The 20,833-nt window shown below is 67.1% G+C and carries 24 protein-coding genes, 6 tRNA genes and 1 pseudogene; 12 read left to right on the forward strand and 19 right to left on the reverse strand.

Going from position 1 to position 20,833, the window contains the following annotated elements; translation table 11 throughout:
• Nucleotides 1-163 precede the first annotated feature (163 nt).
• The 3 genes from AC0685_RS00800 to AC0685_RS00810 all read right to left on the reverse strand — a co-directional run bounded on the left by AC0685_RS00800 (nucleotide 164) and on the right by AC0685_RS00810 (nucleotide 1,880).
• Nucleotides 164-949, reverse strand: a complete 786-nt coding sequence (locus AC0685_RS00800) for a metal-dependent hydrolase (RefSeq protein WP_395862365.1) — start codon at nucleotides 947-949, stop codon at nucleotides 164-166.
• Between the two features lie 54 nt (nucleotides 950-1,003).
• Entirely contained in the window at nucleotides 1,004-1,357 is a 354-nt protein-coding gene (locus AC0685_RS00805) for an STAS domain-containing protein (protein WP_126732363.1), read from the reverse strand.
• A 214-nt stretch (nucleotides 1,358-1,571) separates the two neighbouring features.
• Nucleotides 1,572-1,880, reverse strand: a complete 309-nt coding sequence (locus tag AC0685_RS00810; protein ID WP_478223663.1) for a WhiB family transcriptional regulator — start codon at nucleotides 1,878-1,880, stop codon at nucleotides 1,572-1,574.
• A 136-nt stretch (nucleotides 1,881-2,016) separates the two neighbouring features.
• Between AC0685_RS00810 and AC0685_RS00815 the strand changes: the two genes are divergently transcribed.
• The 3 genes from AC0685_RS00815 (at nucleotide 2,017) to AC0685_RS00825 (ending at nucleotide 3,706) form a co-directional block, all read left to right on the forward strand.
• Nucleotides 2,017-2,433, forward strand: a complete 417-nt coding sequence (locus AC0685_RS00815; RefSeq protein WP_478223664.1) for an anti-sigma factor — start codon at nucleotides 2,017-2,019, stop codon at nucleotides 2,431-2,433.
• Nucleotides 2,430-3,203 carry a SigB/SigF/SigG family RNA polymerase sigma factor gene (locus AC0685_RS00820; protein WP_478223665.1) on the forward strand — a complete coding sequence of 258 codons (774 nt, stop codon included), beginning with the start codon at nucleotides 2,430-2,432 and terminating at the stop codon, nucleotides 3,201-3,203. The genes AC0685_RS00815 and AC0685_RS00820 overlap by 4 nt, the downstream gene beginning before the upstream one ends.
• 77 nt (nucleotides 3,204-3,280) lie before the next feature.
• Nucleotides 3,281-3,706, forward strand: coding sequence for an ATP-binding protein (locus AC0685_RS00825; RefSeq protein WP_478223666.1), 426 nt, complete (start codon nucleotides 3,281-3,283; stop codon nucleotides 3,704-3,706).
• On the opposite strand, the gene AC0685_RS00830 is transcribed toward AC0685_RS00825, so the two are convergent.
• Nucleotides 3,675-4,151, reverse strand: coding sequence for a MarR family transcriptional regulator (locus tag AC0685_RS00830; RefSeq protein WP_478224427.1), 477 nt, complete (start codon nucleotides 4,149-4,151; stop codon nucleotides 3,675-3,677). The genes AC0685_RS00825 and AC0685_RS00830 overlap by 32 nt on opposite strands.
• 55 nt (nucleotides 4,152-4,206) lie before the next feature.
• Here AC0685_RS00830 and AC0685_RS00835 point away from each other — a divergent pair, with 55 nt between their 5' ends.
• Nucleotides 4,207-4,842: a nitroreductase family protein gene (locus AC0685_RS00835; RefSeq protein WP_478223667.1), complete on the forward strand. Its 636-nt coding sequence runs from the start codon at nucleotides 4,207-4,209 to the stop codon at nucleotides 4,840-4,842.
• Between the two features lie 78 nt (nucleotides 4,843-4,920).
• On the opposite strand, the gene AC0685_RS00840 is transcribed toward AC0685_RS00835, so the two are convergent.
• The 4 genes from AC0685_RS00840 to AC0685_RS00855 all read right to left on the reverse strand — a co-directional run bounded on the left by AC0685_RS00840 (nucleotide 4,921) and on the right by AC0685_RS00855 (nucleotide 7,766).
• Nucleotides 4,921-5,565: an alpha/beta hydrolase gene (locus AC0685_RS00840; protein WP_478223668.1), complete on the reverse strand. Its 645-nt coding sequence runs from the start codon at nucleotides 5,563-5,565 to the stop codon at nucleotides 4,921-4,923.
• A 28-nt stretch (nucleotides 5,566-5,593) separates the two neighbouring features.
• Nucleotides 5,594-6,262, reverse strand: a complete 669-nt coding sequence (locus AC0685_RS00845) for an HNH endonuclease family protein (protein WP_038507695.1) — start codon at nucleotides 6,260-6,262, stop codon at nucleotides 5,594-5,596.
• Nucleotides 6,263-6,388: 126 nt separating this feature from the next.
• Nucleotides 6,389-6,553, reverse strand: coding sequence for a hypothetical protein (locus AC0685_RS00850; RefSeq protein ID WP_478223669.1), 165 nt, complete (start codon nucleotides 6,551-6,553; stop codon nucleotides 6,389-6,391).
• Nucleotides 6,554-7,481: 928 nt separating this feature from the next.
• The gene (locus AC0685_RS00855) at nucleotides 7,482-7,766 is read right to left on the reverse strand and encodes a hypothetical protein (RefSeq protein ID WP_478223670.1); all 285 of its coding nucleotides are present in this window, start codon (nucleotides 7,764-7,766) and stop codon (nucleotides 7,482-7,484) included.
• Between AC0685_RS00855 and AC0685_RS00860 the strand changes: the two genes are divergently transcribed.
• Nucleotides 7,753-8,004 (forward strand): hypothetical protein, encoded by a 252-nt coding sequence (locus tag AC0685_RS00860; RefSeq protein ID WP_478223671.1) that lies wholly within the window; start codon nucleotides 7,753-7,755, stop codon nucleotides 8,002-8,004. The genes AC0685_RS00855 and AC0685_RS00860 overlap by 14 nt on opposite strands.
• On the opposite strand, the gene AC0685_RS00865 is transcribed toward AC0685_RS00860, so the two are convergent.
• Both AC0685_RS00865 and AC0685_RS00870 read right to left on the reverse strand, forming a co-directional pair.
• Nucleotides 7,991-9,820, reverse strand: coding sequence for an NB-ARC domain-containing protein (locus AC0685_RS00865; RefSeq protein WP_478223672.1), 1,830 nt, complete (start codon nucleotides 9,818-9,820; stop codon nucleotides 7,991-7,993). The genes AC0685_RS00860 and AC0685_RS00865 overlap by 14 nt on opposite strands.
• A gap of 70 nt (nucleotides 9,821-9,890) precedes the next feature.
• On the reverse strand, nucleotides 9,891-10,913 hold the full coding sequence (locus tag AC0685_RS00870) for a nucleotide disphospho-sugar-binding domain-containing protein (RefSeq protein WP_478223673.1): 1,023 nt from the start codon (nucleotides 10,911-10,913) through the stop codon (nucleotides 9,891-9,893).
• A 119-nt stretch (nucleotides 10,914-11,032) separates the two neighbouring features.
• Here AC0685_RS00870 and AC0685_RS00875 point away from each other — a divergent pair, with 119 nt between their 5' ends.
• Nucleotides 11,033-12,025: a tetratricopeptide repeat protein gene (locus tag AC0685_RS00875; protein ID WP_478223674.1), complete on the forward strand. Its 993-nt coding sequence runs from the start codon at nucleotides 11,033-11,035 to the stop codon at nucleotides 12,023-12,025.
• Here AC0685_RS00875 and AC0685_RS00880 read toward each other — a convergent pair.
• The 3 genes from AC0685_RS00880 to AC0685_RS00890 are packed head-to-tail and all read right to left on the reverse strand — an operon-like array spanning nucleotide 12,022 to nucleotide 13,587.
• Nucleotides 12,022-12,915, reverse strand: coding sequence for an SWIM zinc finger family protein (locus AC0685_RS00880; RefSeq protein ID WP_478223675.1), 894 nt, complete (start codon nucleotides 12,913-12,915; stop codon nucleotides 12,022-12,024). The genes AC0685_RS00875 and AC0685_RS00880 overlap by 4 nt on opposite strands.
• A gap of 4 nt (nucleotides 12,916-12,919) precedes the next feature.
• Entirely contained in the window at nucleotides 12,920-13,033 is a 114-nt protein-coding gene (locus tag AC0685_RS00885; RefSeq protein ID WP_478224428.1) for a hypothetical protein, read from the reverse strand.
• Entirely contained in the window at nucleotides 13,030-13,587 is a 558-nt protein-coding gene (locus AC0685_RS00890) for an SDR family NAD(P)-dependent oxidoreductase (protein WP_478223676.1), read from the reverse strand. Before AC0685_RS00890 ends, AC0685_RS00885 begins: the two co-directional genes overlap by 4 nt.
• Before the next feature lie 46 nt (nucleotides 13,588-13,633).
• On the opposite strand from AC0685_RS00890, the gene AC0685_RS00895 reads away from it, so the two are divergent.
• On the forward strand, nucleotides 13,634-14,230 hold the full coding sequence (locus AC0685_RS00895; protein WP_478223677.1) for a TetR/AcrR family transcriptional regulator: 597 nt from the start codon (nucleotides 13,634-13,636) through the stop codon (nucleotides 14,228-14,230).
• 17 nt (nucleotides 14,231-14,247) lie between these two features.
• On the opposite strand, the gene AC0685_RS00900 is transcribed toward AC0685_RS00895, so the two are convergent.
• Entirely contained in the window at nucleotides 14,248-14,736 is a 489-nt protein-coding gene (locus AC0685_RS00900; RefSeq protein WP_478223678.1) for a very short patch repair endonuclease, read from the reverse strand.
• Between the two features lie 97 nt (nucleotides 14,737-14,833).
• Here AC0685_RS00900 and AC0685_RS00905 point away from each other — a divergent pair, with 97 nt between their 5' ends.
• On the forward strand, nucleotides 14,834-16,075 hold the full coding sequence (locus AC0685_RS00905; RefSeq protein WP_478223679.1) for a DNA cytosine methyltransferase: 1,242 nt from the start codon (nucleotides 14,834-14,836) through the stop codon (nucleotides 16,073-16,075).
• A gap of 70 nt (nucleotides 16,076-16,145) precedes the next feature.
• Here AC0685_RS00905 and AC0685_RS00910 read toward each other — a convergent pair whose 3' ends face one another.
• Nucleotides 16,146-17,099 (reverse strand): NaeI family type II restriction endonuclease, encoded by a 954-nt coding sequence (locus AC0685_RS00910; protein WP_478223680.1) that lies wholly within the window; start codon nucleotides 17,097-17,099, stop codon nucleotides 16,146-16,148.
• 45 nt (nucleotides 17,100-17,144) lie between these two features.
• Nucleotides 17,145-17,801 carry an HNH endonuclease gene (locus AC0685_RS00915; RefSeq protein WP_478223681.1) on the reverse strand — a complete coding sequence of 219 codons (657 nt, stop codon included), beginning with the start codon at nucleotides 17,799-17,801 and terminating at the stop codon, nucleotides 17,145-17,147.
• Between the two features lie 689 nt (nucleotides 17,802-18,490).
• On the opposite strand from AC0685_RS00915, the gene AC0685_RS00920 reads away from it, so the two are divergent.
• The 4 genes from AC0685_RS00920 to AC0685_RS00935 all read left to right on the forward strand — a co-directional run bounded on the left by AC0685_RS00920 (nucleotide 18,491) and on the right by AC0685_RS00935 (nucleotide 18,941).
• A tRNA-Arg gene (locus AC0685_RS00920) sits at nucleotides 18,491-18,564 on the forward strand.
• Between the two features lie 125 nt (nucleotides 18,565-18,689).
• Nucleotides 18,690-18,775 (forward strand) — tRNA-Ser (locus AC0685_RS00925).
• 3 nt (nucleotides 18,776-18,778) lie between these two features.
• Nucleotides 18,779-18,850, forward strand: a tRNA-Arg gene (locus AC0685_RS00930).
• Between the two features lie 16 nt (nucleotides 18,851-18,866).
• Nucleotides 18,867-18,941, forward strand: a tRNA-Cys gene (locus AC0685_RS00935).
• Between the two features lie 70 nt (nucleotides 18,942-19,011).
• Here the strand turns inward: AC0685_RS00935 and AC0685_RS00940 are convergent.
• The 3 genes and pseudogenes from AC0685_RS00940 to AC0685_RS00950 form a co-directional block, all read right to left on the reverse strand.
• Nucleotides 19,012-19,085, reverse strand: a tRNA-Arg gene (locus AC0685_RS00940).
• Between the two features lie 42 nt (nucleotides 19,086-19,127).
• Nucleotides 19,128-19,217, reverse strand: a tRNA-Ser gene (locus AC0685_RS00945).
• Nucleotides 19,218-19,282: 65 nt separating this feature from the next.
• Nucleotides 19,283-20,833 (reverse strand): annotated as a pseudogene (locus AC0685_RS00950) (phosphatidylglycerol lysyltransferase domain-containing protein).

Raw genomic sequence — 20,833 nt, forward strand, 5'->3', positions numbered from 1 at the left:
CGGCGTTCCGATTCAACGCCGCCGGTGACGAGGGCATTCCGTGAAGGCCTCCTTGCCTACCCTCAAGGTAGGCAAGGAGGCCTTCACTACTCGCCGGGCTCTGGGCGCGGCACCGGCGGCCGGGTCGCGAAGGTGAAGGAGAGCGGTCGGCCCAGGGCACAGCTCAGTGGACCGCGGTCTGCGTCCCGTCCGGTGTGAGCAGTCCTTGGACCGTGGTGAAGAGGTACTCCCAGACACCCGGGATCAGCACCACCGCGGCGACCGCGAACACCGGGAAGATCAGCCGGTTCTCCACCTTCTTGCCGGTGCGGAACCGCAGCGGCTTCGGCGGCCGGATCTCGTACCAGGTCTCGCCCGCGATCGGGATCGGGAACAGGAACGGACAGCCGGACTCGGTCAGCGCGTCCCCGAGGCAGTGCACGAAACACCCGGCCGCGACGGCGATGCCGAGCCAGCCGGAGATCTCCGCCAGTTGCGCCGCCTTGTCCGGTGGGGCGGTCCACACCCACCAACCGACCGCGGCGCCGCTGACCGGCAGGAGCCAGTCGCCGAGCGCGCCTTCCGCGAGCAGCAGGCCGAGGACGACGACACCGAACACGGCCCATGGTCCGCCCTCGGCGGTACCCCAGGAGGTCAGGAAGCCGAGGCCGACGGCGAACAGGACGGTGTGCGAGAGGTGCCGGTGCTTACCGGTGACCTTCTCGTCGCGCGGTCCCTTGGTCAGCGCGTAGAGAGCCGCCGAAACCCGGCGAAGCAGCCAGGAGATCGCGCCGGTGAACCAGCCGAGCAGCTTTGACGCGCGAGCGCCCGGATGGTCCAGATCGGGCAGGAGAGCGAATCCGGCCGTGGTCGCGGCGAACACGACCGCCTGGTGCACCGTGCCCGCCCCGACCGCGGGTGCGAGCGCGAGGCCCGCGCACCATCCGGTCAGGGCATGCGTCCGCCCCATCATCGTGCTGCCCCCAGGTGTCGCGGATCACGAGCCCACGACCGTATCGGGGGATCAGGCGGGAGGCTCCTCCGACACGCTGAGGTGCTCGGCGACGCCGGTGAGCTCGATCACTCGGCTCACCTGCGGGCTGGGCACCAGTTCGAGCTCGACCTCCTTCTCGGCGGCCTGACGCTGTGCCTGGAGCACCACGTTCAGCGCCGAGGAGTCGAAGAACGTCACGCCGGTCAGGTCGGCGACCACCCGACCCGACGGTTTGTCGGTGATCAGGGCCCCGAGGGTTTCCTGAAGCTGCGGGCTCGTCAGCAGGTCGAGCTCACCGGTGACCACCACACGCGGTTCAGACGCGTCGGCGTCCAGCGTGATGCTGAAACCGGGCGGCGTGGTGTTCTGGTCCGCTGCGGGCATGCACATTCTCCTCATCAGGTGAGAACCGACGCTCAGCGCCGGAACGCGCCTGTGGTCTCAAGCGACGGCCGCGCCCAGTCCGGACACGGACGCACGCTCTTCTTCGGCGGGTAGGCGTGGCTGTCCCCGCAACGACAGTCCCAACCCTAACCCAGTACGGACGGGGCGCCACGATCGCCGTCGCGCGCGTCGCCGACCGGTGCCCGGGACGCGCTCAATGCGCGGTCAAGGCCTTGCGCTCGGCGCGGCGCTCGCGGAGGAACAGCTCGCGGCGCTCGATCTCGCCCAGTCCACCCCAGATGCCGTACGGCTCCTGCACCGAGAGCGCGTGCTTGCGGCACTGCGCCAGCACGGGGCAGGTGTGGCAGATGGCCTTGGCCCGCGATTCGCGCCGCTCGCGGGCCGAACCACGCTCGTTGTCCGTGTGGAAGAACAAGCTGCTGTCGGCGCCTCGGCACGACCCATGGAGCTGCCAATCCCACTCTTCCGCCACCACGTTCGGCAGCCGGCTCACGTCAGCCATGTCGGTCCCCGCCTTCCCAGGAGATCGTTTGTCGCCGGTTACATGCCCGCCCCCTGCGCGGCTCAAACGTGGGTTTGGTTTGCTCACACCCAGGGCATCTGACCGATCGGCAGCGCAGCTCGAGAGAGGAACACACGTGGTGGACAACACCCCGCCCAGCGGGGAGGGCGCTCAACTCATCGAGGTACGCACGGCCGCGGTACCGCACGTGGTACCGACTCTCCGGACGATCGTCGCGGACATCGCGATGCGCCAGGACTTCGACCTGGACGCCGTCGAAGACCTCCGGATGGCGGTGGACGAGGCGTGCTCCATGCTGCTCCCCTCGGCCGCCGACGGGCACCTGAACTGCGTTTTCTCGTGGAAGGACGGGCGGATCGAGGTGACCGTCTCGGTGCTTTCGGACTCCCCGGAACCCGACGACGAGACCGGTCTGTCCTGGCAGCTGCTCACCGCGCTGGCGACGTCCGCGCGGCGGAGTGTCACCCCGGCCGACGGCGGCTACCTGTCCAGGGTGGAACTCGTCCGGGAGAGCGAGGCGGCCCGGCCGTGACCGAACCCGTCGAGCAAGACGGCGCGGACGTCCCGGCCCTGTTCGAGCGCATGTGCGCGCTGCCCCAGGGCGCTCCCGAACGCGAAGCGCTGCGGGACGAGCTGGTACGCGCGCACCTCGAACTCGCGCGCAATCTGGCGCGCAAGTTCCGCAACCGGGACGAGTCGATGGAGGATCTGGTCCAGATCGCGACGATCGGGCTGATCCACGCCGTCGACCGGTTCGACCCCGGCCAGGGGAGCGACTTCCTGGCCTTCGCGGTCCCCACCATCTCCGGCGAGCTGCGGCACCACTTCCGCGACAACAGCTGGTCGGTGCGGGTGCCCCGGCGCCTCAAGGAGCTGAACGCGAACATCTCGTCCGTGCGCGAAGAGCTGACGATCCGGCTCTCCCGCGCGCCGAAGCCCAGCGAGATCGCCGCCCATCTCGGCGTCCCGATCGACGAGGTCTACGAGGGTCTCCGTGCCGGCCAGGGCCGGTACGGAGCCTCGCTGGACAACCTCCTGGAGAACTCGGCGCACACCCGCTTCGGCGAGGCCGACGCCAACCTGAGCCAGGCGGAGCTGCGCGAGGCGCTGCGGCCGATGCTGGAACGGCTGCCCGACCGTGAGCGCAAGATCGTCGCGCTGCGGTTCGGGTCCGGGATGAGCCAGTCGGACATCGCCCGCCGTGTCGGTGTTTCCCAGATGCAGGTGTCAAGATTGCTGGCCGCCACGCTCAAGAAACTGCGGGAAGGTCTGAGCGAGACCGAACTCACGAACGGGACCTGATTCGTCGACGGCCCTTGTGGGTATCTGGGAGGCGAACAGCGGATCTGGGAGTCTCTCGTGAGGGGAGGTGCGGAACCATGACGATGTCCAAGACCCGATCGGAGGGCTCGTTGCCGGTGGTCTCCCTCCCCCTGCCGGTCGATGTGACGGCACCGGCCGTCGCGCGGCAGGCGGTGCGAGCGACTCTGGCGGACTTCGGCCTCGACGGCCCGGCGGTCGACGATGTCCTCCTGGCGACCTCCGAGCTGGTCACGAACGCCTTCGAGCACGGCGAGAAGCCGGACAGGCTCGAAGTCGAATACTCCGGCGGCAGGCTCACCCTGCGGGTTTTCGATTCCGGATCGGGGCGGCCGAAGCTGAAGGAGCCGTCGCCGATGGCGGCGCGCAGCCGCGGTCTCCAGCTGGTGCACGCGTTGTCCGACGATTGGGGCCACGAGCTCTGCTCCGGCGGGAAGTACGTCTGGGCCGTGTTCAGTCTCGACCGGGCAGACGCCCCAGCTTGAGCGCCGCGTCCGTTTCGGCGATGCGTTCCCGGAGCGATTTCCGCTCCAAGGCCTCGACGGCGGCGACCAGCACCTCCCTGAGCGGGTACGGCAGTTCGGCTTCCAGCTGCGCGGCCGCGGCGCTGGTCGCCGCCCATTCGGCTTCGAGCGTCGGCATCAGGCGCCGTGTCTTCTCGGTCAGCGAAACGATCCGCTGCCGGGCGTCGGCACCGGGCCGAAGCGAGACGAGGTCCTGGCGCGCCATCTGCGCGATCGTCTGGCTGGCCGCGGAATGGGTCACGCCGACTTCGGCGGCGAGGTCGCGGATGGGCAGCGGCCCGTGCGTGACGATCGCGCGGACGAACGGCGTGAACCGCGGGCGGTAGTCCCCCAGCCCGATGTCCTCGAAGAACGCGGCGACGTCCGCCTCGGTCACTTCGAGGACGTGCCTGAGCAAAGTGCCCATCCCTCGTTCGCGCGGCGGCCTCCCCACCAGCGGATCATAACGACATAATCGCCGGATGACGCCCGAAGAGCTGCTGACGACCACCCGGACCGTCCGCAAACGACTGGACCTGACCCGGCCGGTGCCACTCGAACTGGTCAAACACGCCCTCCAGGTGGCGCTGCAGGCGCCGAGCGGGTCGAACACGCAGCGCTGGCACTGGCTCGTGATCACCGATCCCGGGCAGCGGGCCGAGCTCGGCAAGCTGTATCAGCGGGCGTGCCGCGAGTACCTGGATTCCCCGCACGCGGCCGGGAAACTGTTCGCGGACGACCCCCGGCGGTCGAAGGTGCAGAAGCGCGTCGGCTCCAGTGTCGAGTACCTGGCCGACAAGATGGGCGAGGTGCCCGTGCACGTCATCCCGTGCTTGGAGACGAACAGCGCGGAGCTGCCCGCCGGCAACCAGGCGGGTCTATGGGGGAACCTGCTGCCCGCGGCGTGGAGTTACATGCTCGCGGCGCGGGCCGTCACGCTCGGCACGGCGTGGACGACGCTGCACCTCGCGTACGAGAAGGAGGCCGCGGAGATCCTCGGCCTGCCGGAGAACGTGCACCAGGCCGCGCTCATCCCGACGGCGTTCTACACCGGTGACACCTTCAAGCCGGCCCCGCGTCAGCCGCTCGAAGAGGTCATGCGGCTGGACCGCTGGTAGGGCCGGTCGCCCGGGCGAAAGTGGCATTCGCGACCTGGACGACCAGGTCGCCGTCGATCGCGGACGCGGGTTCACCTACTAGACGCTGAGATAGGACTCCAGCCGGTCCGCCAGTTCCTTGGGGTGGCTCAGGGGCACGGAGTGGGAGCCGTCGATCTCGTCGGGGGCGAAGCCGAGCCTGTCCCGGACGACCCGGCGCTGGAACTCGGGCGTGAAGAAGCGGTCTTCGCGCCCGATGAGCACCTTCGTCGGGACGTCCGGCCACTCGTCCAGCGGCCACGGCTGTGCCCATTCGGCGCTGACCTGGTTCCGGCCGTGCGAGCCCGCCTCCGCGACGATGTCCGAGGGGACACCGTTGTAGAACTTCTCCTCGTCGGTGAGGTCCTTCGCGTCCTCGAAACCCGTGTTGCTCCACCAATCCCCGGGTGTCTCGCCCGGTTTGGGGATCATCGGCGTCAGCATCACGAGCAGCCGCGCCGTCAGCTTCCCGGCGACGAGCGGCGCGGTGAAGCCGCCGTAGGAATGGCCCAGTATCACCAGGTCCTCGCGGTCGCCGATCGCGTTCACGACGGCGTCGACGTGCTCCGGGAAACCGGCCTTCTCGTCGTCGATCGGCAGGTTCACCGCGACGACGTCGTGCCCGCGGCCGGTCAGCTCCGCCTCGAGGATGTGGAAGTCCCAGGCGCTGCCGCCACCGCCGTGGATCAGTACGAAGGTCGCCATCGCCCCAGCCAACCCGAATTCGGGCGGATCAGCAACGACCGAGCATGTCGCTGAGCGCGCTCTTCTCGGCGGTGGTGATCGTGAGGCCGTAGTAGTGCTTCACGGTGATCCAGTCGGTGGCGTAGGTGCACCAGAACGAGACGAGCGGCGGCTTCCACTGGTCCGGCGCCTTGTCGCTCTTCTCCTGGTTGACGTTGTCGGTGACGGCGAACAGCTGCGGGCGGGTCAGGTCGTTCGCGAACTGGCGCCGCTTCTCGTCGGTCCACGACTTCGCGCCGCTGACCCAGCTCTGCGCGAGCGGGACCATGTGGTCGATGTCGACGTCGGTCGGCTTCGTCCAGGTCTCGCCGTCGTAGATGCTCGTCCAGCTGCCGGAGGTCGGGGCGCAGTCGGAACCGGCCTTGACGTCCTTGCCGTCACGCTTGAGCACGAACTCGCGGGTGTTGCAGTTGTTCCCCTGGTTGTCCCAGTGCGGGTACTTCTTGCGGTCGTAGCCGTCCATCGAACCGCGCGGCGCGACGGTGAGCTCGTCCAGCTGCTTGCGCGCGTCGGCGGCGCTCGCGGGGTTGGCGGGCTTCGGCTGCAGCGCGTCGCCCTTGCCGCTCACGAACCAGAAGACCGCGAGTACGACGGCGGCGAGGGTGATCAGCAGGAGCAGCCGCTGTGCCGTGGTCATCTGGCTGGTACGCGTGGCCACCGCGCGGTTCCTTTCGACGGGGTTGGGAGCGCCCGAGTATCACCTCGCGGCGTGAGGGAACCGGGTGCGACACGGCGATGACACCGAGCAACGTGATCCAGGCCACCTTCGCCGGATCGGCTACGGTCAGGCCGTGAACGAGGCACTGGTCGGCATCAAGACGGCGAAGTGGGCGACCGTCGCGGTCCGCCGCCGAGTCCTCGTGATCGCGCACAACGTCACCACGGTGACCCGGCTGCTGGACGTGCTTCCCGCCTTCGAGAACGATTTCCGCGTCCAGGTGGTGTTCACCTGCGCCGGGGATCCGTTCCGGCACGGCCTGCGCGAACTTCTCGACACGTTGGGCATGGCCGTCATTCCCTGGGCGGAGGCCGAACGGTACGAGTTCGACCTGGTCGTCACGGCGAGCCATCACGGCGGGATCACCGATATGACCGGCCCCAAGGTCGTTCTTTCGCACGGAATCGGATATACGAAATACTCGCCCGGAAACCGAGAATCCGGAAATCGGCAGATCTTCGGCCTTTCGCCACAATGGTTGCTGCACGACGGCGAACCGATCGCCGAAGCGTTCGTCCTCTCCCACACCGCTCAGCTGGACCTGCTCACCGAGACGGTGCCCGCCGCCGCCGGGAAGGCCGTGGTCGCCGGAGATCCTTGCTATGACCGGATTCTCGCCGGCCTGCCGTACCGCGAACGGTATCGCGAAGCGCTGGGTTCCGGTGACCGCGAGGTCGTCCTGACCTCGTCGACATGGTGGTCGAACGCCCTGCTCGGCTCCTGGCCGGATTTCCTCAGGAACCTGCTCGCCGCGCTGCCCATCGACGAGTTCCAGGTGCTCGCCGTCGTGCACCCCAACGTCCGGCACGGGCCCAGTCCGTGGCAGCTGAACACGTGGCTGGCCGACTGTGTCCGTTCCGGCCTGGTCGTTCTGTCCGAAGTGGACGATTGGCAGGCGGGGCTCGCCGCCGCCGACCTGATCGTCGGCGACCACGGATCGGTGACGGGATACGGTGCGGCGCTGGGGAGACCGACGGCGCTGGCGGCTTTCGGCGACGACGATGTCGCGCCGGGAACGGCCATCTCCGTTCTCGGCGAGACCGCGCCCCGTCTCGACCGGCGGCGCCCGCTGCTCCCTCAGGTCAGGCGCGTCCTCGACGAGTACCGCCCGGGCGATTTCGCGGGGGTCGCCGAACTTGTCACCTCGGTCCCCGGCGAGTCACTCCAGCGGCTCCGCGGCGTCTTCTACCGGGTTCTCGGCCTTTCCGAGCCCACGAACGAGATCCCGCTCGGTCCGGCGCCCGCCCCTCGGCTCGCGATCCTGCCGTCGCACCGCGTCGCCGCCGAAGTCCACCACGAAACCGACCGTGCTGGGCGGCTCGTCCGGCTGACCAGGTATCCGGCCGAGCTTCGGCGTGGGGGCCGGGGCCGATCCGCACCTGTGCTGCCCGGACGACCACCCGCTCCGCTCGATCCGCTCGGGAGCCTCGGTGCTGACCGGCACGGACGCCGTCGCCGGACTGCGCGCTGGAGTAGTCGGTGCTGTCCTCGGCGAGGGGAAGAGCGTCGTGACGGCGCCGTCGGGGCGACGTGTCGAAGTCTCCGGCCCAGGTCCCACCGAGGTGCACGCCTCCGTCGTCCGCGCTTGGCTGGACGACGGGCATCCTCTGGAGGAGCTCACTCCGTCGATCACGGTCGAACTCGGCTCGGGCCGCTACGGCCTCGGCGTCACTCTTCGCTGAGCACGGCGCGGATCTCCTCGGCCTGCTTCGCCATTCCCAATCGTTCGAAGAGGGCCAACGCCGGGACCAGCAACTCCTCTGCGTCCTCGCCGAGTGCGTGCAGGATCATGCCGAGCCGGCCGCCCGAAAACGCCTTGTTGGCCTCTTCGCGGTCGGCGGTCCGGAAGAATTCCCAGGCCGCCGCCGCGGGTCCGCGGGCGTCCTCGAAGCGGCCGAGCTTGAACAGCACCCGGCCGGTGTGCAGGTCGAGCAGCGCCAGCGCCCGCGGCTGCCGCGAGACCTCCATCGAGGCCACCGCTTCCCGCGACTTCCCGAAGAGCTCGAGCGCGAATTCGTGGTTGCCGCGGGCTTCCTGGGCCAGGGCGTACCAGTCGTAGGTGCTCTGCCGCCCCGGCGGATAGTCGACTTCCAGGGCTTCCTTGACATACGCGTCGGTCTGATCGAATTCTCCGGCGGCCTCGTGAAGCCCGGTGAGGTCACGGAGGACCTGCCAGCGATCCGGCGGTTCCGTCCAGCGGCCGAGGATCTCGTGATAGGCGTCGATGACGTCGTCGTGCCGCTTCGTCTGATAACCGAAGTACCACAAGGAGAACGGGAAGATCGCGCCGATCTCCTCGGTCGGCAGCGCGCGGGCCTCCTTGGCGGCGGCCACGATATTGGGCCATTCCTTCGTGAACTCGGCCCAGGCGTCGCCTTCGAAGGCCTCGATCTCGGCGTAGTGGCTTTCCGCCTGGATCGGGGCGGGCCGGTTCGACAGCGTCTTGTCCAGCGAAACCGCCAGCCGCCAGTTCCACTGGACGGCCTTCGTGGCGATGCCGGCGAAAACGGACTCGTCGAACTCGGAGAGCGCCTTGTCCTTGGCGAATTCGCGAAGGAGGCTGTGATAGCGGTACCTGCCGGGGCCGGTGCGTTCGATCAGGCTGCCCTTGGTGAGCCGTTCCAGCAGGCGCTTGGTGTGGGGCGCCGCCCGGCCGAGGACGGCCGCGGCGATGGCCGTCCCGAAATCGACGCCGGGGAGCAGGCTCAAGGCCTTGAACGCGAACCGCTCTTCCTCGGTCAGTTCCGCGTAGGCGAGGTCGAAGATCTTGAGGACCGGGCGCTCGTCGTCGAGTTCGAGGGCGGACAAGGGATTTCCGGCACTCAGCTCCGCGACGTACTCGGCGGGGGTGCCTCCCGTGTCGCCCAGTCGCACCGCGGCGACGGAAAGGGCGAGAGGCAGCCCTTCGCAGATCCGGTTGACGGCCTCGATCTCGCGAGCGCCGACCATGGTGCCGGTGCGCTTGACGACCAGTTCGGCGGCCGCCTCCGGCCCGAAGGTCTTGACCGTCGACGTGGTGAAACCGTTCATCCGCAGCTTGTCGAAGCTGCTTCGGCTGGTGACGACCACGGCGAGCTGGGGCGAGGCGAACAGCAGCGGCACCACCTGGTCGGCCGTGGCGACGTCGTCCAGGTACAGCAGTACCTTGCGTCCGGCGAGCCGGGCGCGCAGGGCCGCGATCCGGCGCTCGTCCCTGGCCGGCATGGCTTCTCCGACCACCCCGAGGTCTTCGAGAAGGTGCAAAGCGATCTCCGGGGCCTCCAGACGCCCCTGCGTACCCGCCGAACCCTGTGTGTCGCAGAAGAGCACGATCTCGTAGTGCTCGGCGATTTCGTGACAGACCTCCGTGGCCAGCACGGTCTTCCCGACGCCTTGGGGGCCGGTGAACAAGATCAGATGAGGCTGCCCGGTGGAACGCGCCTCTTCGTTGCGCCGCCGGAATTCGGCGCGTTCGGGGCCTCGGTCCACGAAATACGGATTTCGCATCTCTGCGAGCACGGAGCCGCTCCTTCCCCCCTCGGGCATCGGCTCCGACCCTACCGCGAGGCGATCTCGCAGCGTGATGACTTCAGTACTTCCCGTTCGCTTCCTGGAGCGCGTCGGCGGCCAGCGACGCGGCCGGATACGTCGCCAGCCGCGACCGCATCGACGTCGTGTTCGCCAGGACTCGGCCGTCCCGGAGCAGGCGCTCGACGCCCGGCACGAGCGAGGTCGCCGGATCCCAGACATGGGCGAGCCCCAGTTCCGCGAGTCTGCGCGCGGTGGCGCGCTGCTCCCGGCTCCGAGGCGTGACCAGCATCCGCGCCCCCTGGGCCAGCGCCTCCTGGACGGAGTTCATCCCACCGTGGGTCAGGAACGCGTCGACCCTGGGCAGCAGCTGCCGTTGCGGCAGCCAGCGGCGCGCGATCACGTTGCCGGGCAACGGCCCCAGCGCGGACGGCGGGGTGTGCGAGGTCGCGATCAGCACGGTCCATTCCGTGCCCGAGAACGCCCGCGCGATCCGCCGGAAGAATTCCGGTGTCCTGGCGAAGACGGTGCCGGGCGACACCAGCAACGTCGGGCCGTCGGGCGCCGGGCAGTCCTCGGTGGCGACCGGCGCGATCAACGGCCCCACGAAGCTGAAGCGGTGCGCCCGCGGTTGGAGTTCGGGCAGGGCGTTGACCAGCGCCGGGCCGGAACCGGCCGCGGTGCCGGCGTGGGTCGTCCAGAACGTGACGACCGGCAGGGCGTGCCGCCGCGCGAGACGGCGCGCCCACGGGACCGCCGGGTCGGCGATCACCAGGTCGGGCCGGGCGGCGGCGAACTCCCGCTCGCAGCGGCGGGCAGCCGCGGACCAGGCGATCCGGCGGCGCGTCCGGTTCCGGATCCACGCGGCGATCTCCGGCGGCCGCGCCGTCGGCGCCACCCGCACGACATGGTCCGGCGGCGAGACCACCGGTTCGGCACCTGTCCGGCGTACGACGTCTTCGAATCGGGTGCCGGAGAGGACCACCCGCACCCGGTGTCCCCTGGCCACCAGTTCGACCACGACGGGGAGCATCGGATTCACATGACCGTGCGCGGTGTACGGCACGAAGACACAGTCCATCATCGGTCGATCATCACTGTCCGCTTGAGCCCGGGTTCGCCGGGTAGTCGTTGCCGCGATGTTGTCACATCGAAGCCCTGAGCTGCGACTACCCCAGGAACGCTGCCGGAAGGAGCGGGCTTGTGGGCGACGGAAAACGTAAGTGGAACACCCGGGTCGACGACTATCTGAACCGGAAGGCCGCGGAACGCGGGCACGTGATCGCCATGGCACGTATGGGATCCACCGCGCTGGAGCGCGGCGATCTCGACGAGGCGGAGGCGTGGTTCCGGAAGGCCGCCGAGGGCGGGGACAGGGTCGCGATGGGCAACCTGGCGCGTCTCCTGACCGAGCGCGGCGTGCCGGAACAGGCCGAACGCTGGTATCGGGAAGCGGCGACGGCCGGTGATTCGCATGCCATGTCGCATCTGGGAAATCTCTGCGCACGACGAGGGGATTCGGACGCCGCCGAGGACTGGTGGCGGCGTGCCGCCGTCGAGGGCCGGGTCGAGGCGATGGCGGAACTGGCGCGGTCACTGCACCGGCGTGGCGAACTCCAGGAAGCCGAGTACTGGGCTGGCGACGCCGCGGAGGCGGGCAACGTCGAAGGAATGATCACGCTGGGCGCCGTGCTCTGCGACACCGGCCGGACCTCCGAAGCGGATCCCTGGTGGCGCAAGGCGAGCGAAGAAGCCGACGCGACGTCGCTGATCAAACTCGGCCACCAGGCCCAGCAACGGGGCGACCTCACGCGCGCCGAAAGCTGCTACCACGCCGCCGCGGCCGCCGGCGCCCCCGACGCCGCCGTCCGCCTCGGCGTGGTGCTGCACCGCCGAGGCGAACTCGACGCCGCCGAACACTGGTATCTCAAGGCCGCCAAACGGGGCGACGCCGCCGCGATGACGAACCTGGGCGTGCTGGCCAACGACCGGAACGATCCCGGCGAGGCCACCGCCTGGTACCGGAAGGCCGCGGAGCTCGGCAGCGTCCCCGCGTACACCAACCTCGGCAGGCTCGCCGCCGACCACGGGAACTTCCAGGAGGCCGAGCACTGGTTCCGCGCGGCCGCCGACACCGGCGACCAGGCGGGGCGACGGGATCTGGAGGAGCTGTACCGCAACCGTCAGCGGTTCTAGGCTTTCCAGTTCCGCATCGCGGCGAACCCTTCACGCAGCCGCTGGAGTTTGCGGCTGCGGTACGGGTCTTCTCCGTCGTCGAGCCTCCACCGCTCCTCGACACCGGCGCGGAACACCGCGAGCCCCTCGAAACCGAGGCTCGCGGTGAAGTCCGCGATGTTCACGTCGACCCGGCCGGAGCCGTCGAGGTCCAGCCGAAGCAGCCACTCCGCGAGCTCCTTGGGCTCCGGCGGCGAGTCCGCGCAGGCCTCCGCGTACAACGCGAGCGCGCCCCGCGCCTCGTCGCCGAGCGCGCCGAACGAGTCCTCGACGAAGTCCAGCGCCTCCACCACCAGCTCGATGATGCGGCACAGCAGCGGCCCGTCCATGAGTTCCCTGGCGGTGGCGAGCACCTCGCGCACCTTCTCGGTGTACGCGACCGTGCCCTGGAAGCCGACGAAACCGCGCAACCGCAACGTTCGCTCGACGTGACGCCGCAACGCGTCGAGGTCGCCGCGGCCCGCCTTGAGCGAGAGTTTGCGGAACAGGGCCGGGTCCTCGTTCGCGTGCCCGACGAGCAGCTCGATCAGCTCGGCGCGGTCCAGGGTCTCGACGTACCCGCGGATGTCGGCCGCGCCGCCGTCCGCCACGCCCTCGAGGACCAGCAACCCGACGGCCACGCAGTGCTTGCAGAAGAAGCCGTCCGCCGCGTGCGGGCAGGTGCACTCGCCGACCAGCTCGCCGTCGACGTCGCGCAACCGGACCGTGTACCGGTCGGTGCCGCTGACCACCGCCGTGACCCCGCCCGCGACGTCGTCCAGCGTCTCGACCGACTCCAGGTACTTGGCGCCGCGCGCGAAGGAGACGTCACCGGCCTGCCTGCGGAGTTCGTCCTCGCTGAACCACGTCACCGCCCTATTGAACCCCTTGGGCCGGAGGACCGAGGAACAACCCACCGCTCGCGTCGAGGACCTGCCCGGTCACCCACCGGGCGTCGTCGGAGGCGAGGAAGGCGACGACGTCCGCTATGTCCTCCGCTGTACCGAGCCTCCGGTGCGCGGTGAGGGTTTGATGGCGGCCTCCAGCTCCGGCGTGAAGATCTCGCCGTTGTCCGCGGTCCTGGTGGCGCCCGGCGCGACGACGTTGACCGTGATCCCGCGCGGTCCGAGCTGGTGGGCGAGGGTGCGGCTCATCGTCTCGAGCGCGCCCTTGGTCATCGCGAAGGACGTCTGGGCGGGGTTGGCCATCCTGGTCGCGACCGACGAGACGTTGACGATGCGGCCGCCGTCGTTCAGCGGTGCTCGCTGGATGAGGAAGTACGGCGCTTTCACGTTCACCGCCATCAGGCGGTCGAAGCTTTCGGGCGTGTCCGTCTCGATCGGGCCTGCCGGCTGGGCGGCCGCGTTGTTGACCAGGATGTCCAGGCTGTCGATGCCCTCGAGGGCGTTGTCGACTCCCGCCATGGTCGACAAGTCGGCCTGCTCACTCGACAGTTTGATGGTTCGTATGCCGTCCTTCTCGAGCCTCCGCGCGATCGCCGCCCCGATCCCCCGCGACGCCCCGGTCACCAATGCCGTCTTCATGCGCACCCCAGATGTTAGTGACTAACACTTTGATAGTGTCTACCACGTGAGCCTCCGAGACCGCCAGCGTGCCGAGACCCGGCTCGCCATCCAGACGCACGCCATCCGTCTCTTCACCGACGTCGGCTACGACGCGACCACCGTCGCCGACGTCGCCGCGGCCGCCGGCGTCTCGGCGATGACGGTTTACCGGCACTTCCCGACGAAGGAGGACCTGGTCCTCTACGACGAGTACGACCCCGTGACGGCTTCTGCCGTCACTGCGCAGCCTCCTGGCCCTTTGCCCCTGCGGATCGGGCGCGCGCTGGAGTCGACCGCCGCTTTGGGGTCTTCGCAGGAGAAGGCTTTCCTGCTGGCGCGGCTACGACTGATGATCTCGGTTCCGGCGCTGCGGGCGCGACACCTGGACAGCCAGTACGCGACGGCCGATGCGATCGTGGCTGCTCTCGGTTCTTCTTCGCCCGAGGAGGAGTTTCAGGTGCGGGCTACGGCTATGGCGTGCCTGGGGGCGGCACATGTGGCGCTGCTTCGGTGGGCGGAGACGGACGGGGAGGCGGACCTGGCGAGGTTGATCCACGAGACGCTGACCAGCGTCTTTGGTCCTAGCAACCCGCAACGAGCAACTATCCGCGCCACGCCATGATCAAGATCCCAAAGTTGTCAGCCCTTGCGACTAGCATCGAACCCGTGTTCGATCATGTCCACGACGACATCCACCGCGGCAGCCAGCGGCACGTGCTCCCAAATGCGAGCCACACGCCAGCCGGCGTCCTGGAGCGCGTCTGTGACAAGACGGTCACGCTCCACGTTTCGCCGAAGCTTCGGCGTCCAGTACCACTCGTTCGATGTGGGCTGACGACCGTGCTCAGGACACACGTGCCAGAAGCATCCATCCACGAAGATCGCGATCTTCTTGGCGGTGAAGACGATGTCTGGTCGGACGGCGACACCACTGTCCAGCACGAGCCGGAGATCCTTGCGGTAACGGTAACCCAGTCGATGCAGCTGCCCACGCAGTGCAACCTCAGGCTTCGTGTCGGTCCGTCGGTTCGCCCGCATATTGCGCGACCTACCAGGGTTGGCCGCCGCCGGGTAAGGACGCCCGGCGCTTCGATCTTCTCCAGGTCCGCCACCTCTTGTCTTCGACACGCCTACCTACCACCGAACCTGTCGCTGGACCACGAAGCCTGTCAGGCAAGATACCCCTCGCAGGACAGCGCACGGCCATCGCCTCGAAAGGATCATCATGACTAAACGTCTCAAGGCGATCGAAATCTGCGCTGGCGCCGGCGGCCAAGCCCTTGGCTTGCACGAGGCCCAATTCGATCACAAGCTCGCCTTCGAACTCGACGATAACGCGTGCGAAACACTCAAGCAGCAAGGTATCGCGGACGATGTAATCAAAGGCGATGTCGCCGACCCCAAGAATTGGGGGCTCGCTAAGGAGTTCAAGGGAATTGACCTCCTCGCAGGCGGAGTACCCTGCCCTCCATTCACGATCGCCGGTAAGCAGCTCGGGGCAGACGACGAACGCGACCTCTTCGCTTGGACGGTCGAGCAAGTAGCTGAGCTCAAGCCCCGTGCCCTGCTACTCGAGAACGTCCGGGGACTCAGCATGCCAAGGTTCGCCGGCTACCGGCAGCACGTCTTGGATCGCCTGACCACGATGGGCTACTTCGCCGAATGGCGGCTTCTGCAAGCTTCCGACTTCAACGTCCCACAGCTACGGCCCAGGTTCGTCCTCGTTGCACTGGAAGCCAAGTATGCCGACTACTTCGTCTGGCCTGAGCCGCAAGGCAAAGCGCCTACTGTCGGCAAGACACTAAAGAAGCTCATGGGATCAGCCGGCTGGGAAGGCGCCGCCGAATGGGCCAAGAAGGCCAACAAGATCGCGCCGACGATTGTTGGCGGATCCAAGAAACATGGCGGAGCCGACCTCGGCCCAACCAGGGCCAAGGAAGCATGGAAGCTGCTAGGGGTCGACGCGATGGGCGTGGCGAACGAGCCGCCCCAAAGCGGTGACACATTCAACATCGGACCCAAACTGACCTGCGAGATGGTCGCCAGGATCCAAGGCTTTCCACCCGGGACCTTCTTCTCCGGCAGGAAAACCGCGCAGTACCGCCAGATCGGGAACGCCTTCCCTCCGCCAGTCGCGAAGGCCGTCGGCGAGGCCATCTACGATGCCTTGAACAAAAATGGCGACAGAGTGCCTCGCGGGGAAACCGAACACGACCCGGTGTATCGAGCACTGAAAAAGGCCGGTGATTTCGTCAAGGCCGAGACGCTGATCAAGACAAGTGACGGCCAGCTCGATGTACCTGACCTTGAGCGGCGGATCAGCCTCCTGCAGCGGGACTTCGATGTCGATGTCGTGACCAGTAACGGAACGACCCTCTATCGCCTGGGCAAATTTAAGGCATTTACCGGGCAAAGCGATCATAGCCGCCACGAGGTCTTCCTCAAGAACCGCGCTCGCATCAGCTGAGGAGCCGCAGGGTGCACCGGGAGAAAGACCGCCCTGCGCACCCTGCCGCGCTCCTGGACCAGATCACTTGCTAGCGGGGGACTACCGGTGCCGGCACCAATGGTTTCTCATCGGGCCGCGCGATAGCCCAGTACATCCCCTCGATTTCCGCCTTTGGACGCGGGTCCTCGAACTCAACTGGCACAACCCGCGCAGCGATTACCTCACCTTTTCGGGGGCGGTCCAATCCCAGCGAGCGAGCGACCACTGGATCGTTGCTTTGATGTCCAAGCACAAGGATGCCCTCGGGTCGAAGGTACGATCGCGCACCACCCGAATCTCTCGCACGCTTCATCGAGTCGTCTTGCTGTGCAACGGTAGCAATTTCGGCTCTGCGCACAATCCGCCCCTGGACTACCCTGAAAAGCTCGTTTACTCGCGATTGACCAGTAATCCCACGACTGCCACGCGCATTAAAAATCCGCTCCCTGTCACTATCGGAAATCTCGAGGAACAAATTAGGGGCCAGGCGTCCATGATCCTCCCAAAGAGGTAAGATCGCTGAATGAGCCTCCCTTTTAAGGGTGTTCTTGCGGTCCCGGTTCGCACCCCTGTTGAGAAACTCCTCGCGAACCCTCACCAGGCCAGCGGACCATGACTGCGCAAGATCATTCGCCCACAAGAGGAGGCAGATATGACCGATCGCCTCAGGTGGCAGCATCCACGCTTTGGACATCGAGTACTTACAATCTACCTGAATTCCCGCGATTCTATAGTCCGTAACATCTCCATCTTCGAACCCGAACTCACGATGAAGATTTATCTCAATAAGAGTCCCCATGTGAGTCTTCTCGGTCTTGTGTAGCTGATCGAAGGACCATCGCCCCGTGCGCTGCCCGTCGTACAACTGATCAAGCGTGTCACGGATAACATCCGCAACCCTATCGCCTTTTGGGTCTCGACGATAAAGCTCATCTCTCACCGCGAGCATCTCAGCGTCTGTCGCCAGATAGTCGGCAATGCCAGGAATAGTCAATTCTTTCAACCCCTCGATTTCAACACGGAAACACCCAAGAATGTCGCAAAGTCATCAAGATAGAGATTGCCCGAGCTTCCGGAATATCTCTTCACGTTGCGCACCAGGCAATTGCCAGACATGCGACATCACTCTCTCGACACGAGTGGGCTCGCGCTTCCCCGCCGCCATCCAGGCAAGGATTGCTTGCTTTTCCTTCCGGGGGAGCTCTGTAATCTCATCCCACACCCGACGCCCATCAAATCTAGGTGCAGCCAGGTGTTTAGCGGTCTCGTTACAACGAGAGCATTCAGTGACCAGGTTTTCCTCACCTGACGGCGAGCCGTACTTATGCGCCTCCACGTGTCCCACGGTTAAGCGGGCCGAGACTTCGGTCTCGTCGGGATAGATTTCGCCAGCAAGAATCCCGCACCTGATGCACCGATTACCATCTCGTTCGAAAACTCGCCTGCGAGTGGACGCTGTTATCACGCGCAACCCAGCAGAACGATGTTCCTTCTCCCAGACCGGCAGGCCGACTTTCTCAAGAACGAGCTCCCCCGGCGCCAGCCCGGCTCGATCCCGGTAGGTCGAGATGATCCAGCCCGCTGGCCTGAGATCACGCATACGCCTGTCGATTTGCTCCACGCCGGGCATCGCCTCACGCAGCTGCTGCTTGACGAACCGCCCGCCCTCGCCGACTTCAGCAGCCAGCCAGAGCGCAACCCGCACCCTAGTACCCAGATTTGGGTCCCTCCAGTCAGGACCAGGGTCTCCCTTTGAAGCCAACTCAACCTCCCGTAGCACCCTTCGCGCCCTTCGCACTCTACGCAGCCGAAGGTTGCTTCGGCAAGTAGCGGCAACAACCCCGCAAGGCGCCGAAGGTCGTCAACGTCCAGTGACAGGCCCGCCAGCACACGCAACCAAGCCACGACCCCGCTGGCACAAATTGCGCTCAAACCGAGCGAGAGGGTCGCATTTTCATAATGTGTTGCGTCGTCGCAGCAGTCGAGGCATAGTTAACGCACTCGATCAAAAACAGGAGCAGCCATGATGAACATGCACGAGCGAAAGGCGCGGCGCCGACACCCGGCCATCGCGTCCGCTGTCGCATGTCCGTCGATCCTTGGTTGGCGACCGTCATCACGGCCTGGCCAGCGAGTTCCGGCCTGCGAAGGCTCCCCGTCATGACGCCATAGCGCGTGACGCCAGGGAGCCGTCTATCGGGAAACCGATCTGGACGGCTTCTCTTTTTGGTGCGCCCGGAAGGCAATTCTTCAACGTCGAGATAGGGCTTGAATAGTTCGCTACTCCGGAATTTGTTGCCGACCATTACAGAAACTTTTCCCAAAGCTCGTCCCCGTCGTCGAAGAAGGCGGCCAGGACGAGCGCCGGTGGAGGCGTGCACTCGTCTCCACCTCACCCCTGTAGCTCAGGTGGACAGAGTGCCGCACTACGAATGCGGAGGTCCCAGGTTCGAGTCCTGGCAGGGGTACTGGTCGGCGTATCGGAGGGGGATACGCCGGTCGACGGATGCGAGGGGCACTGGCGACCCCGCCTGATTTGGGATCAGGAGTCACCGCGTTCGACTCGCGGGCGTCCGATCAGGCCGCACAGCAAGGAGGATTGGCCGAGCCAGGTAAGGCAACCGTCCCGAAAACGGTCGGCGCGCAAGCGTCGCGCAGGTTCGAATCCTGCATCCTCCGCAAGCCCTCGTGGTCCAACGGATACGACGCCGACGTCCGGAGCCGGGAACGCAGGTTCGACTCCTGCCGAGGGCACGATGACCGAAACTCCGGCCCACTTCACGACGGTCGTGCGGCGGCTTGCAAAGCCGTTGGACTCCGGGTTCGACTCCCGGGTGGGTCCCCACGGTCCATAACGGACAGACAAAAAGGCCCTCCCGCGAACGGGAGGGCCTTAGTGCTGTCTCAACCAGACGTGCGCCCGAAGGGATTCGAACCCCTGACCTTCTGATCCGTAGTCAGATGCTCTATCCAGCTGAGCTACGGGCGCTTGTTCAGTTATCAATCTAGCACCTGCCGGAACAGGTACCAGCGGAGGCTCCGGGATTTGAACCCGGGAGGGGGGGTTACCCCCAACCGCATTAGCAGTGCGGCGCCATAGACCAGACTAGGCGAAGCCTCCCAGGCCCAACGACCACTGCTCAAATAGGTTACACACCCCGCATACCCCCTTGGAAGGCACCCCCCTTAGACGCGCCGCACGGCTCTGAGCAGGGCATATGGGCGCCCGCCGAGTCCTTCGGCTTCGAAGACGGCGACGCCGACTCGGGGGAGGTCGCGGGCCGCGGGGTAGGTGAGGTAGCGCGGGATCCAGCGGGGCTGGAACTTCGCGTTGAAGCGGTAGAGGGTCTCGATCTGGATCCAGCGTGAGAAGAATCGCAGTGTCCGGGCGGACAGGCGGGCGACGGGGCCGGCGCCGATGCGCTGCCCTTGTTCCAGGACGGCCCGGAAGGCGGCGAAGTTCAGCGAGACGTGCTGGGCCGGGGTCGTCAGGAGGAGTTCGGAGATCATCAGTTCGTTGACGCCGTAGTCGGCGGTGCGGTCGCGGCGCATGACGTCCGGGGAGAGGCCCTTCTCGCCCCAGGGGACGAACTGGAGGACTCCGCGCACCCGTCCTTCGTGTTCGGCGGTCACCAGGATCGAACCTGGGTCGCCGATACGGCCGAGCGCCATCGAGAAGCCACGTTCGGTATCGGTGCCGCGCCAGGTGGCGGCGAGAGTGCGGAGTTTCATCGAGCTCGGCGAGAGGCAGGTCTTCGGCTTTCCGCATGCGCGCGGTGTAGCCGGCGCGCTTCGTGCGCGAGACGGCTTGGCGGACTCCGCGCATGACGCGGCCTTCGAGGGTGAAGGTCTCGGTGTCGACGACGGCCTCGTCGCCGATCTCCAGCACCTAGAGCCCGAAGCGTGCCCAGACGGTCGCGCTCAGTTCCGAGCAGCCCATGGCCGCCGGGGTCCAGGCGTACCGCCGACAGACGTCCAGGTACTCCTCGATCGCGCCGAGCACAGCGCGACGCCGGCGATCACCCGATAGGTCACCGCGGCCTTCCCCGACTTCGAGAAGACCACGAACTTGTCCCGGCGCAGGGCGAAGTACCCCAGCGAGTCCCGCTCCCCCAGCAGCCCGCGGAGCCGTTCGACCTCGTCGTCGGTCAGCTCCGGCGCGGGTTCGGCCGAGCGGAGCAGGAAGTACGCCGCCGGCAGCACCGCGCCGATCCCGAACAGCAGGCCGACGGCGGCCGACAGGTCTTCCAGCCACAGCGCGGGGAACACCACCGGACCGCTCACGCCGATCAGGGCCAGCGTCGACTGCGCCAGCCGGTCGCCGAAATCCGCGGCGATCCGCGCGACCGAAAGCAGCACGAAGTTGATCGCGATCCCGGCGACCGTCAGTTGCAGGAAGACCCGGACCGCGCGCCACCGGCCGATGAACGGATCGGGCAGCGCGATGAAGTGGCGCCGCGTCGCGATCAGGGCGATCAGCAGCGCGGCGGTGGCGACCGCCGGCTGCCAGGCCCGGCGCTTGCGCCGCTTGAGACCGGTGGCGAGCAGCATCAGCAGTACACCGGTCACCAGCACGACCGTCGCCGCGCCGACCGTCGCCTCGTGCGGCAGTTCCAGCCATTCGGCGACGCGTCCGCGCAGGGTGCGCCCGACCGGGACCAGCACCGAGACCAGGGCCAGCAGTCCGGCCAGCCGCGTCACCCAGGTGATCACCGCCACCGAGGTGGCCCCCGCCAC

This window comes from Amycolatopsis sp. NPDC043889 (assembly GCF_056435645.1).

Excerpts from the sequence above, each read along its gene's own strand:
- AC0685_RS00805 (WP_126732363.1), bottom strand. The coding sequence starts at position 1,357 with ATGCCCGCAGCGGACCAGAACACCACGCCGCCCGGTTTCAGCATCACG.
- AC0685_RS00870 (WP_478223673.1), bottom strand. The coding sequence starts at position 10,913 with ATGATGGACTGTGTCTTCGTGCCGTACACCGCGCACGGTCATGTGAAT.
- AC0685_RS00905 (WP_478223679.1), top strand. The coding sequence starts at position 14,834 with ATGACTAAACGTCTCAAGGCGATCGAAATCTGCGCTGGCGCCGGCGGC.
- AC0685_RS00835 (WP_478223667.1), top strand. The coding sequence starts at position 4,207 with ATGACGCCCGAAGAGCTGCTGACGACCACCCGGACCGTCCGCAAACGA.
- AC0685_RS00890 (WP_478223676.1), bottom strand. The coding sequence starts at position 13,587 with ATGAAGACGGCATTGGTGACCGGGGCGTCGCGGGGGATCGGGGCGGCG.
- AC0685_RS00810 (WP_478223663.1), bottom strand. The coding sequence starts at position 1,880 with ATGGCTGACGTGAGCCGGCTGCCGAACGTGGTGGCGGAAGAGTGGGAT.
- AC0685_RS00800 (WP_395862365.1), bottom strand. The coding sequence starts at position 949 with ATGGGGCGGACGCATGCCCTGACCGGATGGTGCGCGGGCCTCGCGCTC.
- AC0685_RS00825 (WP_478223666.1), top strand. The coding sequence starts at position 3,281 with ATGACGATGTCCAAGACCCGATCGGAGGGCTCGTTGCCGGTGGTCTCC.
- AC0685_RS00830 (WP_478224427.1), bottom strand. The coding sequence starts at position 4,151 with ATGGGCACTTTGCTCAGGCACGTCCTCGAAGTGACCGAGGCGGACGTC.
- AC0685_RS00840 (WP_478223668.1), bottom strand. The coding sequence starts at position 5,565 with ATGGCGACCTTCGTACTGATCCACGGCGGTGGCGGCAGCGCCTGGGAC.